Annotated in this window: 18 protein-coding genes and 1 tRNA gene; 11 read left to right on the top strand and 8 right to left on the bottom strand. The window is 56.0% G+C overall.

Translation table 11 applies throughout. The annotated features are described in order from the left end of the window. Positions 1–13: 13 nt before the first annotated feature. The 4 genes from HXY31_RS10700 to HXY31_RS10685 all read right to left on the bottom strand — a co-directional run bounded on the left by HXY31_RS10700 (position 14) and on the right by HXY31_RS10685 (position 2796). Positions 14–346, bottom strand: coding sequence for an NADH-quinone oxidoreductase subunit A (locus tag HXY31_RS10700; protein ID WP_342817216.1), 333 nt, complete (start codon positions 344–346; stop codon positions 14–16). Positions 347–453: 107 nt separating this feature from the next. After that, positions 454–1650, bottom strand: coding sequence for an NAD(P)/FAD-dependent oxidoreductase (locus tag HXY31_RS10695; RefSeq protein WP_292642840.1), 1197 nt, complete (start codon positions 1648–1650; stop codon positions 454–456). Positions 1651–1676: 26 nt separating this feature from the next. Next, on the bottom strand, positions 1677–2084 hold the full coding sequence (locus HXY31_RS10690; RefSeq protein WP_292642838.1) for a cupin domain-containing protein: 408 nt from the start codon (positions 2082–2084) through the stop codon (positions 1677–1679). Between the two features lie 22 nt (positions 2085–2106). Then, positions 2107–2796, bottom strand: coding sequence for an SDR family oxidoreductase (locus HXY31_RS10685; protein WP_292642836.1), 690 nt, complete (start codon positions 2794–2796; stop codon positions 2107–2109). Between the two features lie 208 nt (positions 2797–3004). Here HXY31_RS10685 and HXY31_RS10680 point away from each other — a divergent pair, with 208 nt between their 5' ends. After that, positions 3005–3994 carry a redoxin family protein gene (locus HXY31_RS10680; protein WP_292642834.1) on the top strand — a complete coding sequence of 330 codons (990 nt, stop codon included), beginning with the start codon at positions 3005–3007 and terminating at the stop codon, positions 3992–3994. Here HXY31_RS10680 and HXY31_RS10675 read toward each other — a convergent pair. Then, positions 3991–5454, bottom strand: coding sequence for an acyl-CoA synthetase (locus tag HXY31_RS10675; RefSeq protein WP_292642833.1), 1464 nt, complete (start codon positions 5452–5454; stop codon positions 3991–3993). The two genes, HXY31_RS10680 and HXY31_RS10675, sit on opposite strands and share 4 nt — an antisense overlap. 61 nt (positions 5455–5515) lie before the next feature. Here HXY31_RS10675 and bcp point away from each other — a divergent pair, with 61 nt between their 5' ends. Next, positions 5516–5980: a thioredoxin-dependent thiol peroxidase gene (gene bcp / locus HXY31_RS10670; RefSeq protein ID WP_292642831.1), complete on the top strand. Its 465-nt coding sequence runs from the start codon at positions 5516–5518 to the stop codon at positions 5978–5980. Here the strand turns inward: bcp and HXY31_RS10665 are convergent. After that, positions 5969–6385: a hypothetical protein gene (locus tag HXY31_RS10665; protein ID WP_292642829.1), complete on the bottom strand. Its 417-nt coding sequence runs from the start codon at positions 6383–6385 to the stop codon at positions 5969–5971. The genes bcp and HXY31_RS10665 overlap by 12 nt on opposite strands. 77 nt (positions 6386–6462) lie before the next feature. Here HXY31_RS10665 and HXY31_RS10660 point away from each other — a divergent pair, with 77 nt between their 5' ends. Both HXY31_RS10660 and HXY31_RS10655 read left to right on the top strand, forming a co-directional pair. Further along, a complete protein-coding gene (locus tag HXY31_RS10660; protein WP_292642827.1) occupies positions 6463–6591 on the top strand; it encodes a hypothetical protein in 129 nt (42 codons plus the stop codon). 61 nt (positions 6592–6652) lie between these two features. Continuing rightward, positions 6653–7414 carry a cupredoxin domain-containing protein gene (locus tag HXY31_RS10655; protein WP_292642825.1) on the top strand — a complete coding sequence of 254 codons (762 nt, stop codon included), beginning with the start codon at positions 6653–6655 and terminating at the stop codon, positions 7412–7414. A 51-nt stretch (positions 7415–7465) separates the two neighbouring features. On the opposite strand, the gene HXY31_RS10650 is transcribed toward HXY31_RS10655, so the two are convergent. Beyond that, positions 7466–7553: transfer RNA gene (locus HXY31_RS10650), tRNA-Leu, on the bottom strand. An 86-nt stretch (positions 7554–7639) separates the two neighbouring features. Between HXY31_RS10650 and HXY31_RS10645 the strand changes: the two genes are divergently transcribed. The 5 genes from HXY31_RS10645 (at position 7640) to mvk (ending at position 11654) form a co-directional block, all read left to right on the top strand. After that, complete coding sequence (locus HXY31_RS10645) at positions 7640–7876, top strand: DNA-directed RNA polymerase subunit N (protein ID WP_292642822.1); 237 nt, start codon at positions 7640–7642, stop codon at positions 7874–7876. A gap of 28 nt (positions 7877–7904) precedes the next feature. Continuing rightward, a complete protein-coding gene (locus tag HXY31_RS10640; protein ID WP_292642820.1) occupies positions 7905–9155 on the top strand; it encodes an enolase C-terminal domain-like protein in 1251 nt (416 codons plus the stop codon). Positions 9156–9262: 107 nt separating this feature from the next. Continuing rightward, on the top strand, positions 9263–9847 hold the full coding sequence (gene rpsB / locus HXY31_RS10635; protein ID WP_342817038.1) for a 30S ribosomal protein S2: 585 nt from the start codon (positions 9263–9265) through the stop codon (positions 9845–9847). After that, on the top strand, positions 9844–10692 hold the full coding sequence (locus HXY31_RS10630; RefSeq protein WP_292642818.1) for an MEMO1 family protein: 849 nt from the start codon (positions 9844–9846) through the stop codon (positions 10690–10692). The genes rpsB and HXY31_RS10630 overlap by 4 nt, the downstream gene beginning before the upstream one ends. Next, positions 10689–11654, top strand: a complete 966-nt coding sequence (mvk, locus tag HXY31_RS10625) for a mevalonate kinase (protein WP_292642817.1) — start codon at positions 10689–10691, stop codon at positions 11652–11654. Before HXY31_RS10630 ends, mvk begins: the two co-directional genes overlap by 4 nt. On the opposite strand, the gene HXY31_RS10620 is transcribed toward mvk, so the two are convergent. Beyond that, positions 11651–12661 (bottom strand): phosphate uptake regulator PhoU, encoded by a 1011-nt coding sequence (locus tag HXY31_RS10620; RefSeq protein ID WP_292642816.1) that lies wholly within the window; start codon positions 12659–12661, stop codon positions 11651–11653. The genes mvk and HXY31_RS10620 overlap by 4 nt on opposite strands. Before the next feature lie 68 nt (positions 12662–12729). Here HXY31_RS10620 and HXY31_RS10615 point away from each other — a divergent pair, with 68 nt between their 5' ends. Continuing rightward, a complete protein-coding gene (locus tag HXY31_RS10615; RefSeq protein WP_292642815.1) occupies positions 12730–13653 on the top strand; it encodes a hypothetical protein in 924 nt (307 codons plus the stop codon). Positions 13654–13656: 3 nt separating this feature from the next. Further along, the gene (locus HXY31_RS10610) at positions 13657–14310 is read left to right on the top strand and encodes a 4-phosphopantoate--beta-alanine ligase (protein WP_292642814.1); all 654 of its coding nucleotides are present in this window, start codon (positions 13657–13659) and stop codon (positions 14308–14310) included. The last annotated feature ends 68 nt before the right edge of the window (positions 14311–14378 follow it).

The raw sequence follows: 14378 nt of genomic DNA, 5'->3' as shown, positions 1-14378 counted from the left end.
AAACCTGCTAGCATTACCAGATCCCCTTCCTCCCTGCAAGGTACAGCGCGTAGCCCATCGCGGCAAACATTATCCCCAGAAATGCGATTATCGGCAGCGTCGCAGTCCGGGGGATGTTGAAAAGCGCCGAGCCCCACGCGTATAAAAAGATGGACATGACGTCAAAGACGACGAACATGAGTATGTAAGCGTAATACTGCATCATGAAATGCGAGCGGCCTTCGCCTGTGGGCATCTGTCCGCACTCCATCGGCAGGAACTTGACGGGGTTGTACCGGCGCCTCGGCGACAAAAGTCTTGACAAAATGAGCGCGGGCACAGAGGCTACGAGACCGAAACCCAGCATGTAAAGGATTGGAGTAAAGTCTGCAGCGGTCTCTCCAGCCAAGTCACCTGTGCTGGTTTAACGAAGATATAAAAACTTAACGAGATTTGCCAAGCAAGCGTAAAATTTCATTTCAGGACCATGTCAAACAGCTGCCGCGCCGCCAGTTTCGGGTGGTGGAGCGCAAGCTTCATCATCTTTGTGGCCGTGAACTCGGCCTTGATAAAGTCCAGAAACTCGTCTGCGGTCATGTCGCGCAGTATCTCTATCTCTTTGTCCCACTGCTCGTCTGAGAGCCCTATCCAGCGCGACTGCACTTTCAGCGCAGACGTTATCTTGGACGCGACGCGGCCCTTCCAGGCCTTTTCGTATTCTGCAAGCGACTCTTTTGTTGAGCCCTGCGCTATCGACCGGGCTCCGATATCGCCGGCAAGCCTGCCAAACTCTATCGCATAGCGTATGCCTTCAAGCACGAGCGGGTTTGCCTGCCCAGCAGAGTCGCCGACGAGCAACAGCCCGTCAGACACAGAGCTTGCGCGCACGCCTTCATTCGGGATGAATCCATAGTGCAGTTCGACTGGCTGTATCCTGCCAAGCCTATCAAGCGGCTTCAACCGTTTTTCAAGTATGAAATGGAGCCGGTCAAGAGGGTCTGCCTGCGACTCGGGCCGGCCGATGCCGACTCCAATCCTTGCACGGTTTTTTGAGAGAGGGAACACCCAGGCGTAGCCGGCCTCCGAATACTGTTGGCCGACCATGAGCGTCCACATTGAGCTGTCGACGTGGTCGCAGTAGCACTCGTACTCGGCGCCGACGCCGTAGCGGCGCCACTCGCCTGCAAGGCCGGCCTTCCTGCCTGCTGCAGTCGAAAAGCCGCTTGCGTCTATCACGAGCGCGCACCTGACGTCGAGGTCGCCGGCAGGCGTGCTTGCTCTGACGCCTGTCACCCTGTTTCCGTCGCGTGCAATATTGATGGCGTTGCTTTTGACCATTATCTGCGCCCCAGCTTCCGCGGCAAGGAACGCAAGGTGCTGGTAGGTGGCCCGCACGTCAAGCACGCACGACTTTGGCGCTGAGCCTGAAATCGTGACCTCGTTTGAAGGCGAGACAAACTGGTAGCTTGAGACAGGGTTGTAGAGGTGCGGAGGTATGCCGAGCCTGTCCATCGAGTCTATCCAGCTGACGCCAGACGTCCTCACGCTGTGGGCTATGGCCTCGTCCTTTTCAAAGAGCACCACGCTTGCGCCGGCCTTTGCCGCGGCCCAGGCCGCAGAAAGCCCCGCCGGCCCGCCCCCAATGACTGCGACGTCAAACCTCTTCTCCAACGTGCTGCAAGGGCGCGCCCGTCAAATTATGTGTTTTCAAGCCAGGCAGTCTTGCCGGGCTTTTTCACCTGCAGGTGCGCAAAGTCCTCGCCCCTGGCTGCTCCGTGCCAGTGCCACACGTAGGCAGGCACGCAGACAAAGTCGCCCTCGCTCATCGCAAACGACTCGTCCATGCTGACTTTAGCAACATTGTCGCCTTCCATCTTGACCTTGCTCTGCAGGACCACTATTCCCTTGCCCTTTGTGGCAATCAGTACCTGGTCGGTCTCGTGGTAGTGCAGCTTTGTCCTTGCGCCGTTTGAGAATGTGACGAGGTACGCCTCGACTTCCTTGCTTGCCGCCTCTGTCACCATCTTCTTTATCTCCACAGAGCCGACGAAATACTGGAGCATCGAAGTGTCGGGTTTGATGTCGCTTATACTGCCCTTGTGCATGGCCGTTATTCAGGTGCGGCTGTTAAATGTCTACTGACTGGCCGTTGCGGTATCTGTTATCAAAGATCATCTCCACTATCTTTTCTGCAACCTGCCCTGCCGTGAGCATCCTTGCCCTGTTTGCCCTGTGGTAGGCAGGGTCTATTTCCTGCATGGCAGTGTCCACGTCGCCGGGACATATCGCCATCACCCTTATCCTAGTCGAGGCCACCTCCCATGCGAGGCTCTCCGTGAGCCCCATCATGCCAAACTTGCTTGCGCAGTACGCCGACAAATTTTCAAAGCCCGACTTGCCTGCGCCCGAGCTGACGTTTACAATCACGCCCGACTTTTGCTCCAGCATGTAAGGAAGGACCACTTTTGAGCACAGAAACGCGCTTTTCAGGTTCGAGTTCATGGTCTCGTCCCACTCTTGCTCCGTCGTGTCCACGAGTTGCTTTAGTATTGCAACGCCGGCATTGTTCACAAGCACGTCGACTGAGCCAAACCGCTTGACTGTAGCTTCTACAAGTTTGTCGGCATCAGAGGCGTCGCCCACGTCGCATTTCATGCCAAGCACGCCGGCGCGAATTTTCTTTATCTCGTCGACTGCCCTGTCCACCTCGCTCTTGGTCCTCGAGCAGACGGCGACGTCCATGCCCCTTCTCGCAAGCATAAGCGCTGTTTCTTTGCCGATTCCCCTGCCGCTTCCGGTAACTATAGCCGCCGGCATGCCGCAATAAACGACTGCGGGCTATTTGTAGTGGATGGCCTGCCAGCAACAGCATACGTCAAGCGTGCAGTTTGGGCATTCCGTTGCAGAACTTGATTCCAGGCATTCCTGCGGCGTGCAGTTGCAGTCGGCGCACTTCATGCCTTTGATTCTGCGGTTCATTCTAAAAAATCTAACAGTTATATCCTGTTTTCATGGCAGAAACGCCATGCAGCTGATACCGGCAGAGCCGGCGCCCGATTTCAAGGGGATAACAGGCTGGGCAAACTCGCAGCCCCTCTCGATAAAGTCGCTCAGGGGCAAGGTCGTGGTGCTTGACTGCTGGACTTACACGTGCATATTCTGCCTGCGCACGGTCCCGATATTGAGGCGCCTGCAGGAAAAATACGGCGACAGTCTGCAGGTGGTTCAGGCGCACTCTGCTGAATACGAGTTTGCGACGGACCACGACAACATACGCAAGGCGCTTGGGCGCTACAACATCAAACTGCCAAACGCGTTTGACACTTCAAACAAGACATGGGAGGCGTACGGCAACACGTACTGGCCAAAGCACGTGCTCATCGACGTCGAAGGCTTTGTGCGCTACGAGCACGCCGGCTACGGCGACATCACCGAGTTTGAGCCGGTGGTAGCAGAGCTCCTCGAAGAAGCCGGCCACAAGGCGCAGGACTTTGACGACAGGAACCCCGGCGACGAGATCTTCGACACTTATGGCATGCACTACGCAGGCATCGCGCCTGAAATATGCGTCGGCTATTCCCGCATGCGCAGGTTTGGAAGCAACCAGACTTTCCGGCCAGACGAGCCGGCCGTTGCTGTGGATTCTGGAACGCACTTTGACAACAGCGTGTACCTGAGAGGAAAGTGGATATGGCAGCGTGAAAGGGTCCAGGTAGCGCCCGGAGGCAAGGAGACCCCGGCAATAATCATGAAGTACAACTCGGCAAGGAAGGTTCATGGAATAATAGGGACGTCAGACGGCAGGCCCGGCAGGTGCGAAATAAAGCTCGACGGCAACCCGCTTTCAAAGGAACAGCTTGGCAAGGACGCAAGGCTTGAAGGGAATGCAAGCATGGTCGACATCAACTGGTCGTTCATGCACAACCTTGCAAAGACAGAGAAGCCAGAGGTCCACGAAATAGAGATAATCCCCCGGTCTGACAACTTTGCGTTCTACACATTCGTGTTCGGCTAGAACATCCTGGCTACTTCAGGCTTGACGGGCTTGCCAAGCGCGTTTCTCGGCAGTTCGTCAACAATCTTTATCTCGACCGGGACCTTGTAGGGCGCAAGCCTCTCCTTTGCCCACGACCTGAGGGACGTAGGCTCTATTTGCTTCTTGGCAATCACCGCGGCGCACACCTTCTGTCCCCACACCTTGTCGTCGACGCCCACCACCGCGCAGTCAGATACTGCCGGGTGCGTGCGCAGCGCCTCTTCGATTTCAAGCGCCGACACTTTATAACCACCTGTCTTGATGATGTCGACGCTCTTTCTCCCAAGAATCCTGTAGACATCGTTTTCCCTGACCGCCACGTCGCCAGTGCAGAACCACTCGTCTGGCGTGAACGCCTGCTTTGTGGCGTCGGGCCGGTTCCAGTACTCCTTGAACACGCCGGCGCTCTTGACCTGTATTTCCCCGGGCTCGCCCTCGGGCACAGACTTGCCGTCGTCGCCGGCAAGCCTGACCTGCACGCCTGGAAGAGGCGAGCCTACCGACCCCGGCACCCTGACGCCTACAAGCGGGTTTGAGAGGGTCATTCCCGTCTCAGTCATTCCGTACCTCTCCATTATCGTGTGGCCGGATATCTTCTTCCATTTTTCAAGCGTCGACACTGGAAGGGCGGCAGAGCCGGAGACCATCAGGCGCATTTTTCTGCAGCCTGCCGACAGCGTCTTTTTGTCAGGCGACGACTCCCATTCTGCAATCAGCTTTGAATAGATTGTAGGCACTGCCATGAACACCGTGATTTCGCCCCGCGCAAATGCAGACCAGGTGGCCTTTGCGTCAAATTTCGGGAGCACTTCGCACTTTGCGCCGGCCCACAGCGCGCACGAAAGCACGTTTACCAGCCCGTGGACGTGGTGCAGCGGAAGCACAAGCAGCGTATGGTCGTTTTTGGTCCAGCCCCACGCCCACACAAGCGTCGTCACCTGGCTCTCTATGTTGGCGTGCGTGGTCACGACGCCCTTGGGCCTGCTGGTCGTCCCGCTCGTATACAGTATCATCGCCGGCCTGTCCTTGTCGATTTGAGGCAATTGCAGGTCTGTGTCGAGAGAGGCTTCAGAGACAAAATAGAGATTTGCAACTGATGGCACTCTATCGCGCAGGCTGTCGTGTGCAATAACAGTCGAGATGCTGCAGTCGTTGACGATGTATTCGAGCTCGGCCTTGGGGTACATCACCGTCAGCGGGACGGCGATGCCGCCGGCGCTCCATATCCCCCACTGGACGGCGGCGTACGAAAAGCCCGGCGGTACGATGAATCCCACCCTTGCGCCTGCAAGGTCGCCGCCATTTTTAGAAAGCAAGAATCGTGTAACGCGCAGCGACTGCCCGTACAGCTCCCTGTATGAATAGGAGCGCCCGGCTTCGATTATGGCGGTACTGTCGCCGTGAGCAAGTGCGCGCTTGACTATTGCGACGCTTGACACCAATGGCAGATAAATGCAGAGGGAATAAAGTTTTTTACGCTTCACCTGCTACAACAAGGCGATGCCTGCAATTTCTGAAGGAAGCGACGCGCCCGATTTTTCCATGAGAGACGCAAAGGGCAAGGTCTTTCGGCTCTCGGACCTCAAGGGCAAAAAGAACGCGGTCGTGTATTTCTACCCCAAGGACTTTACGCCCGGCTGTACCACAGAGGCCGCCGAATTCAGCAGGGACTATGACAAGTTTGCAAAGGCAGGCATAGAGATAGTAGGCATAAGCCCCGACAGCGAAGAGTCGCATGACAAGTTTCGAAGCAAGATGGGCATGCCCTACCCGCTTGTAGCCGACACTGAAAAGGAGGTCGCAAAAAAGTACGGCGTGTACGGGATGAAAAGTTTCATGGGCAGGGAATTCATGGGCGTCATAAGAACAACATTTCTTGTCGACAAGTCGGGCAGGATAATCAGGGTGTTTTCAAAGGTCAGGCCGGCGGGGCACAGCAAAGAAGTGCTCGAGTCATTTGGCTGACTCGACAAGCTCTGACAAATGCTCCAGTATCCGTATGTGGTGTTCCTCGTCGACGCTCACGCTCTTCAGCAAGGCGGCAGTTTCCGGGTCGTCGGCCATCTCGGCGCATTTTAGCAGCGCATCTCGAGATGCCTTCTCGCCCTCCATCGACGCCGCAATGCCCTTCTTGGTCAGGATGGAGCTTCCCGTGGCGCCCTCGATGTCGGCCATGATGCTTGATATGTACTCGATGTGTCTGAGGCCGTCGCTCAGAAGAGTGTGCAGGTAGCTGCGCACGAGGTTGTTCTCGACAACCGGCAGCGCGGACATGTAGTGCATAAGCTCCTTTATCTCGGCGTCGTGTTGATCCTTCAAAAGCGAATACAGCTTTTGCTTTCTTTCAAGCGCCTTCAGGCGGCTGTCCATGCAAAGCCATTATGAGCACACCAATAAAAGAATGATGCGCCTATGTTTAAATAACAATCTGGCAATCATGTTGGCGGTTGTCGGAAGCCCACAAGGTCTGCGACTGCTCCTGCCACAAAAAGTACGGCTATGAATCGTTCTGCAGCAAGTGCACCGACAGGCACAAGACCTCGCCCCACTACCAGGTAATGAAAAAGTTCGAGTAAGAATCCTACTGAGCAATGTTTACTAACGATATTATATCCCCTGCCTCAAATAGCGCCTGTAATGAACAGGACGGTGGCCATAGCGGTTATGGCGGCCATGCTGGTATCGGGACTTGTTTTTGCTTCAGCTCTTGGTTCCGCTACAGAGGCATACGCACAGGCAGGCAAGACTGTAACTGTAGAGATAGTGAAAGGCGCGACAAACCTGAAGGACAAGGCTTACTCGCCAAACCCTGTCAAGGTACAGCCCGGCACGACAGTAGTGTGGAAGAACGTTGATACTGCAATACACACGGTGACATCCGGCAAAGGTACTGCAGACAAGAGCTCGGGCAAGGCGTTTGACTCAAAGACGCTTGCGCCAAAGAAGGAATTCAAGTTCACGTTCAAGACTGCCGGCACTTTTGACTATTATTGCATGCTACACCCGGCGATGGTCGGAAAAGTAGTGGTAGACAAGAACGCTCCGGCGGCGGGCGGCTCTGCCCCGAGCAGTTCCACAAGCAAGAACACCACGACGCCAGCCAAGACGACAAGTACAGTCGTCGAGATAGTCAAGGGCGCGACAAACCTCAAAGACAAGTCCTACAAGCCAACCCCGGTCAAGGTCAAGGCCGGAACGACGGTCACCTGGAAGAACGTCGACACGGCAATCCACACGGTGACTTCGGGCAAGACTACTGACAAGGACGCAGGCAAGCTGTTCGACTCAAAGACGCTTGCGCCAAAGAAAGAGTATTCCTTCAAGTTCGACAAGAAGGGAACCTTTGACTACTTCTGCATGCTCCACCCGACGATGGTCGGAAAAGTCACAGTCGAGTAGGGCACAGGCTCTCTCTTTTTTCATTTTTCATCCTATACTGTAAAAGTAAGATGGTGCGGGAGATGGGATTTGAACCCACGAACCCCTTCGGGATAAGAGCCTCAGTCTTACGCCTTTGACCAGGCTGGGCGACTCCCGCTCCAGACTACACGCTTTTGCTCCGCTAATTTGAATATTACTTGCGCTGCAATGGTTTTTATAAGCCAGCGTAGCCAGCAATTGCAGATGCTTATTCCAGTGCGTTGTTTCACCTGCGGCGCGCTCATAGCCGACAAGCACGGCCAGTACTCTGACCGCGTAAAGTCAGGAGAGGACCCGGCGAAAGTCATGGACTCGCTTGGCATCAAGCGCTACTGCTGCAGGCGCATGTTCATATCAAGCGTTGAGACAATCTACCAGATAATCCCCTACTACGAGGCTCTCAGGCGCAGGATGTCTGAAATACAGACCGAGATAGAGTAAAATAACGACCTCCCGCGCAAAAGAACTGTTGCCTTCCATAACATCCCTTGGTGCGAGGATAATTTTCAACAGCCGCGGTAGCAAGACAATCGAAGTCGATGTAACCGTTGACAGGAAATTTTCAGGCAGGGCGTGCGCGCCCTCAGGAGCTAGCGTCGGCAAGCTGGAGGCGCAGAGCTTTCCCGACAACAGGCCGGAAAAGGCGCTTGCAGCCTTTAACGCAAACAGGCGCAAGTTTCTCGGCCTTGACGCTTCCGACCCAAAGGCAGTATACGACGTTTTGCGCAGGATAGACAAGACAGACAATTATTCTAAAATAGGTGGCTCTGTCGCGTACGCGCTCAGCATCGCTGCAGTCGACGCGGCGGCAAGGGCAAAGGGCGCGCCGCTTTTCAGGCTGCTGAACCCGAAAAAGCCCTATCATTTTCCGTTCCCGCTAGGCAACATAATCGGCGGGGGTGCGCACGCGGGCCCCGGCACGCCGGACATCCAGGAGATACTTGCCTGCCCGGTCGGCGCCAAGAACATCGTCCAAGCCCTTGAGATGAATTTCAACCTGCACAAGGAGACGAGAAAGGTAATCGAGTCCATCGACAGCAGGTTCACGTACGGCAGGGGCGACGAGGGGGCGTGGGCGCCAAACGTGACAAACGACAAGGCGCTAGAGATAGCGCAAAAGGCCGTGGAAAACTGCGGCTACAGGCTGGGAAAGGACATGGCCCTTGGCATAGACTTTGCGTCCTCTTCGTTCTGGGACGAGCAGAACAACGTCTACAATTATGCAAGGCAGGGGATAAAGCGCGACACGGGTGAGCAGATAGAGTTTGCAAACAGGCTGATTGCAGACTACAAGCTGGTGTATGCAGAAGACCCTGTGCACGAAGGCGACTTTGAGAGCATGGCCGTCCTGACCAAAAAGAACAGGGGTATGCTTGTGACAGGCGACGACATGCTCGTGACAAACGCGGGCATGGTCAAAAAGGCGGTGGGCTATGGCGCGTGCTCTGGCGCAATCCTGAAGGTGAACCAGGCAGGCAGTCTCTACGACGCGCTTGAATTTGCAAAGGAATGCAAAAAGAACAACATTGGCATCATAACGTCGCACAGGTCCGGCGAGTCTGTCGACTCGCACATCGCGCACATTGCAGTCGCCACGGGCTCGAAGATGATAAAGACGGGCGTGCTAGGCGGCGAGCGCATTGCCAAGCTAAACGAGCTTGTGCGCATGTCAGAGTATGATTTAATAGCTGGTATGGCCGAACTGACCCCTGCAATATGAGCGATCCCGAACAGGCCTCGCCGGCCGAGGAGGCCAGCGTAGAAGAGACTTCCGTGGTTGAAAGCCCGGAAGGTCAGGAGTCCATTGACACTGACAATTTAGAAAAGATGATACTCTCTACAGGAATCAGGGTAGGAACGCCGGTCAAGACGAAGTTCATGGCGCCCTTTATCGTGCGCGCAAACCCCGAGGGCCTGTACATACTTGACATCAGCAAGACGCTTGCAAGAATCGACGTGGCTGCCAAGTTCATCGGCAGGGCCGACATCTCAAAAGTAGCAGTGACGTCTGCAAGGGAATACGGCAAGACGCCGGTGGAAAAGTTCTGTGAGCTGACAGGCGCGACAAGGATTCTCGGAAGGTTCATGCCAGGCACATTCACCAACCCGTCGCTTCCAGGCTACATGGAGCCGGAGATAGTGGTAGTCACAGACCCGCAGGCGGACCAGCAGGCAGTCATCGAGGCGACGAGGGCAGGCGTGCCTGTGATCGCGATTGCAAACAGCGACAACGTGACATCAAAGGTCGACCTGACAATCCCTGCCAACAACAGGGGCAGAAAGGCGCTTGCGACCACCTACTGGCTTTTGGCAAGGGAAGTCCTGAAGAAGCAGGGCAAGATTAAGTCCGACAGCGAGATGAAGATATCAATCGACGACTTTGAGACAAAGTTAGTCGAGGAAATATCTTGACAAAACCCGCAAGACGCCCGCCGGCAGTCGCCGGCATGTTTTACCCTTCCAATCCTTCCGAGCTTCGCACCACCATCGACCAGTCTTTTCGCAACCGCAAGTTCGGCCCCGGCATGCCCCCGCCTTCCCTGACTGAGCGCAAGATATACGGCATGGTGACGCCGCACGCAGGCTACATGTATTCTGGCGCCGTTGCTGCAAACGGGTACTACCAGATTTCCTCGCACGAGTTTTCAAACGCAGTAATCGTGGGCCCGAATCACTACGGCATTGGCTCCGGCGTCGCCACTATGAAAGGCGGCGTGTGGGAGACGCCGCTTGGGCAGGTCGAGGTGAACGGTCAGTGGGCTGAGGGGATGGCAAAGAGGTCAGGAATAGTTGACTTTGACGACATGGCGCACAGCCGCGACCACTGCCTTGAAGTGCAGCTGCCGTTCTTGCAGTACATCCGCGACCAGTTCACCATCGTTCCGGTCATCCTGATGATGCAGGACATCGACACGGCCTACGACCTTGGAAAGGCGATAGCCGACACGGCGGCAGAAAGCGACGACACGGTCCTGATAGCATCGTCGGACCTGACGCACTACGAGCCAAACGAGTCTGCGCACAAGAAGGACAGCGAGCTGATAAGCACGATGCTCGAGCTGAACGTCCCGAAATTCTACAGCGTCCTTGAGAGGATGGACGTGTCGGCGTGCGGCTACGGGGCGATAGCGTCGATAATGGTGGCTGCAAAGAGCCTCGGCGCGACGAGGGGCGAACTGCTCAAATATGCGACCAGCGGCGACGTTACGGGGGACACAAGCGCAGTGGTGGGGTATTCATCGGTGGTGTTTGTATGAAGGGCAGGGCGTCGGCTCCGGCAAAGATAATACTGTTTGGCGAGCATTTCGTCGTGTACGGCAACCCGGCGATACTTGCTTCGATTGACAGGCGCATAACAGTGTCTGCCAGAAAGGTCAGGGAAGGCAAGGTCACGATAAAGTCAGACATCGCAGCCGGCGAGTTTGAGGGCTCGACCTTCAAGCTGATAGAGGGCGTGAACGCCCGCAGCGCGCTCGACCCCCTGTATTTTGCCGCAAAGCACGCGCTTGACGCAAGGAAGCAAAAGACCGGCCTCGAGATAACGATAAAGTCCGACATCCCCTACGGCGTGGGGCTCGGCTCGTCGGCGGCCTCGCTTGTCGCCACCATTGCGGCAATCGAGTCGCTCCTTGGCAGGCCGGACAAGAAAAAGATATGCGAAAGCGCAATAGAGGCTGAGCGCATAATCCACAAGAACTCTTCTGGCGCCGACTGCTACGTGAGCACGTTTGGCGGGCTCATCCACTACAGCAGGGGCGGCGGATTCAAGAAGGTGGACGCAAAGAGCAAGCTTTCACTTGTCATAGGCGACACGGGCATAAAGCACAACACGGGCGAGCTGGTGTCAAGCGTGCGCAAGCTGAAGGAGGCAAACCAGATGGCGTTTGGCGGCCTGATGTCGCAAGCTAAAGACATCTGCAACCAGGCACTTGCGGCGCTTGGCTCTGGAAATATAGACCAGCTTGGAGTTCTCATGAACGAGAGCCAGCTCTTGCTTGAGAGGCTGGGTGTGTCGCACGAAAAGGCAGACGAGCTGATTGATGTCGCAAGACGCTCTGGCGCGCTTGGCGCCAAGATGACCGGCGCCGGCGGCGGTGGCGCGATAATAGCACTTGCGGCAAACAAGGAGGACAGCGAGCGCATAGCTGCAGGAATAAAGGCCGCCGGCTTTGCCGCCTTTGAAGTTGAGATAGACCCCAAGGGCCTAATCGTCGGCTAGTCGTTTTTCAGAGGCTCCACCAGGTGCACCGGCTTCACCAAATCTGCCACGTCCACCCAGCACTTCGCTATCCTGTCCATCGAATACGTGAGGTTGAGAACTGCCACAGTCGACTCGGCGCTCCTGCCCTTTTCTGCTGCCGACATGGCCTTTACCGAGTTCATCACCTCTGTGAACTTGCCGTAAAGGTCGAGCACGGCAATCGATTCTGACCTGTTTTTGCCAATGTAGGCGGCTACCGCCTTTTCCTGCATCTTTTCCACAAGCTCGCCTGCCTGCACGAACTTGTCGATAAAGTCGATGTGTGAAAAGTTCTGGAGCGACGCAAGGTCGACGATGTAGTCGCCTGCGCCTTCAAGCAGGTTTGCGGCAATCCTGTAGTCAAGTATGTCGATGTTGCTCAGGTTGAGCTTGCCTGCAAGTTTCTGGTCCATCATGGCGCTCCGGATAAGCCGGACAAGTAGGAAATACTGGCGGTCCACCTCGTCGTCTCGTGCATCAATCGACTTGCGCACGGTGTTCTGCCTTGCGCGGATTGCCTCCATGGTCTCGCGGAACATGCCGGCGACAAGCGAGTTTAGCCGGCGCAGAATCTTTTCGGCGTCAAGCGTGTTCGGGTCAAGCAGGAACTGCGACGTGATGTTCCTGCCATCTTCTTCCACAATTTCAAGCCCGACGAGCTTGCGCATCGCGCGCTTGAAGCGCTCGGCGTCTTCGTAAGATATCGAGCCGGACGCCCGCACGCGGATGACGTCGTAGCCCAGAAGGTAGGCGCCGTAGACCTGGTTTACAAGCGAGTCCATCGACGCCGGCGAGTACTGTATTGCAGCTTCCTTGGTGTGCTCTGCATCCGATTCTGACGGAAAGATGGAAAGCGTGTTGTCGCGGTTGACGTCCACCGGGACTATGCTACCTTTTTCCAGCTTGTTGCTCTTTATCCACTCACTTGGCAGAGATACAAGTATGCTGCTTCCAATCTGCTGAAGGCGCCTTGCGTACCTCGTCATAACTAGTATAAAGGCATTTAAACTAATTAAACATTATTATTATATATTCTGCGCCTTATAAACAGCTGATGGCATCGACACTGGTTACGGCACCTCTAGCTGTAGCCAAGGCGTTCTCGCCCGGCCACATCACCGGCTTTTTTGAAATCCCGCACGGCCAGGGGACAGACCCGCTTTACAGGGGGTCGAGGGGCGCGGGGTTTTCAATTGACAGAGGCATCGAGACGACAGTTTATGTCTATTCCGGCAAGCCTGGCTCAAAGATCCGGATAAACGGCAAGGCTGCAAAGCCGAGCGAGGCCGAGGTCTCACAATGGGTCGTCGACTATTACATGAGAAACGTCGACGTGCCGTGCTTTGTAAAGGTCGAGCATGAAATAGGCATACCAGTCGGGTACGGCCTGGGTTCAAGCGGCGCGGCCGCGCTCAGCCTGAGCTATGCGCTCAACGAGGCGCTTGGCACCGGGTTTGACATGGCAAAAGCTGCACAGGTGGCCCACATGGCAGAGGTCGCCTGCAAGACAGGGCTTGGCACCGTGATTGCAGAGTACTCCGGCGGCTTTGAGATGCGAAGAGCCGCAGGCGCACCCGGCGTCGGCACCGTCGACACGGTCCCGCTTGACGGCTACAAGGCAGTCGTGCTGTGCATGGCGCCGATATCTACAAAGGCGTTTCTGGCGGGGAGGATGGACGAGATAAACGGGCTTGGCGGCAGGATGCTTGCACGGCTTTCAGAGTCAAGGAAGGTCGAAGATTTCCTCGACATGTCTTTCGAGTTTGCGCAGACGCTCGGCCTTGAAAAAGGCAGGTGCGCCGGCCCTGTAATGGCATTAAAGTCGGCGGGATTCAGGTGCGGCATCGCGCTATTCGGCCAGACGGTTTTCACAATAGTTCCGGAGGGCATGGCAGGAGAGGCCGCAAAGGTCCTGCAGGGATTTGAAGGCACGCTCCTTGTCTGCGGAATCGACGGCAGAGGGGCGCGGGTCCTCTAGGCGATGATACCGGACGACCACCCGAGGGCAGCGTCCCTCATGACCCGGGAAAAGCTCGTCGACGGATTCAAGCGCAACATCGTGGTGGCAGAGGGCCTGATTGCGCACGGCAGGGGCGAGGCTTTTGATTATCTGCTTGGCGAAAAGACCACCGAGATGGCAGAGAGTGCCGTCAGGGCAGCGGCGGCGCTACTGCTGATATCAAAAAACGCGGTGCTGTCTGTAAACGGCAATGCTGCAGCGCTGTGCGCAAAAGAGATTGTGGAACTTGCAGACATTACCGGCGCGAAAATAGAGGTCAACCTTTTCTACAGGACAGAAGAGCGCGAGCGCGCCATAAAGGCCGAGCTTGAAAGGCACGGAGCAAGACAGGTCCTGGGCGTCGGCGAAAAAGCGTCTGCCAGGATACCCGAGCTTTCAAGCGAACGCAGGCGCGTGGACCCGGAAGGGATACTTGTCGCTGACACGGTTTTCGTGCCGCTTGAAGACGGCGACAGGACCGAGGCTCTGGCAAAGATGGGCAAGAGCGTCATAACAGTAGACCTCAACCCGCTCTCGAGGACCGCCAGGGCCGCAAATATCACCATAGTGGACAACCTCGTCAGGGTCATGCCGGCGCTGGTGCAGAAAGTAAGTGCACTGAAGGGCAAGGACTAAAAGACGCTGCGGCAGATTGTGGAACTTTTCGACAACGAGGAAAACCTTGACCAGTCGCTCGCAAGCAT

Origin of the sequence: Nitrososphaera sp., from assembly GCF_013388945.1 — an archaeon.
Classification (GTDB): domain Archaea; phylum Thermoproteota; class Nitrososphaeria; order Nitrososphaerales; family Nitrososphaeraceae; genus Nitrososphaera.
This window is presented reverse-complemented; position numbering and strand designations above follow the sequence as displayed.

Excerpts from the sequence above, each read along its gene's own strand:
- HXY31_RS10680 (WP_292642834.1), top strand. The coding sequence starts at position 3,005 with ATGCAGCTGATACCGGCAGAGCCGGCGCCCGATTTCAAGGGGATAACA.
- HXY31_RS10700 (WP_342817216.1), bottom strand. The coding sequence starts at position 346 with ATGCTGGGTTTCGGTCTCGTAGCCTCTGTGCCCGCGCTCATTTTGTCA.
- HXY31_RS10615 (WP_292642815.1), top strand. The coding sequence starts at position 12,730 with ATGGCATCGACACTGGTTACGGCACCTCTAGCTGTAGCCAAGGCGTTC.
- mvk (WP_292642817.1), top strand. The coding sequence starts at position 10,689 with ATGAAGGGCAGGGCGTCGGCTCCGGCAAAGATAATACTGTTTGGCGAG.
- bcp (WP_292642831.1), top strand. The coding sequence starts at position 5,516 with ATGCCTGCAATTTCTGAAGGAAGCGACGCGCCCGATTTTTCCATGAGA.
- HXY31_RS10665 (WP_292642829.1), bottom strand. The coding sequence starts at position 6,385 with ATGGACAGCCGCCTGAAGGCGCTTGAAAGAAAGCAAAAGCTGTATTCG.
- rpsB (WP_342817038.1), top strand. The coding sequence starts at position 9,263 with ATGATACTCTCTACAGGAATCAGGGTAGGAACGCCGGTCAAGACGAAG.
- HXY31_RS10685 (WP_292642836.1), bottom strand. The coding sequence starts at position 2,796 with ATGCCGGCGGCTATAGTTACCGGAAGCGGCAGGGGAATCGGCAAAGAA.
- HXY31_RS10655 (WP_292642825.1), top strand. The coding sequence starts at position 6,653 with ATGAACAGGACGGTGGCCATAGCGGTTATGGCGGCCATGCTGGTATCG.
- HXY31_RS10645 (WP_292642822.1), top strand. The coding sequence starts at position 7,640 with ATGCTTATTCCAGTGCGTTGTTTCACCTGCGGCGCGCTCATAGCCGAC.
- HXY31_RS10610 (WP_292642814.1), top strand. The coding sequence starts at position 13,657 with ATGATACCGGACGACCACCCGAGGGCAGCGTCCCTCATGACCCGGGAA.
- HXY31_RS10620 (WP_292642816.1), bottom strand. The coding sequence starts at position 12,661 with ATGACGAGGTACGCAAGGCGCCTTCAGCAGATTGGAAGCAGCATACTT.
- HXY31_RS10690 (WP_292642838.1), bottom strand. The coding sequence starts at position 2,084 with ATGCACAAGGGCAGTATAAGCGACATCAAACCCGACACTTCGATGCTC.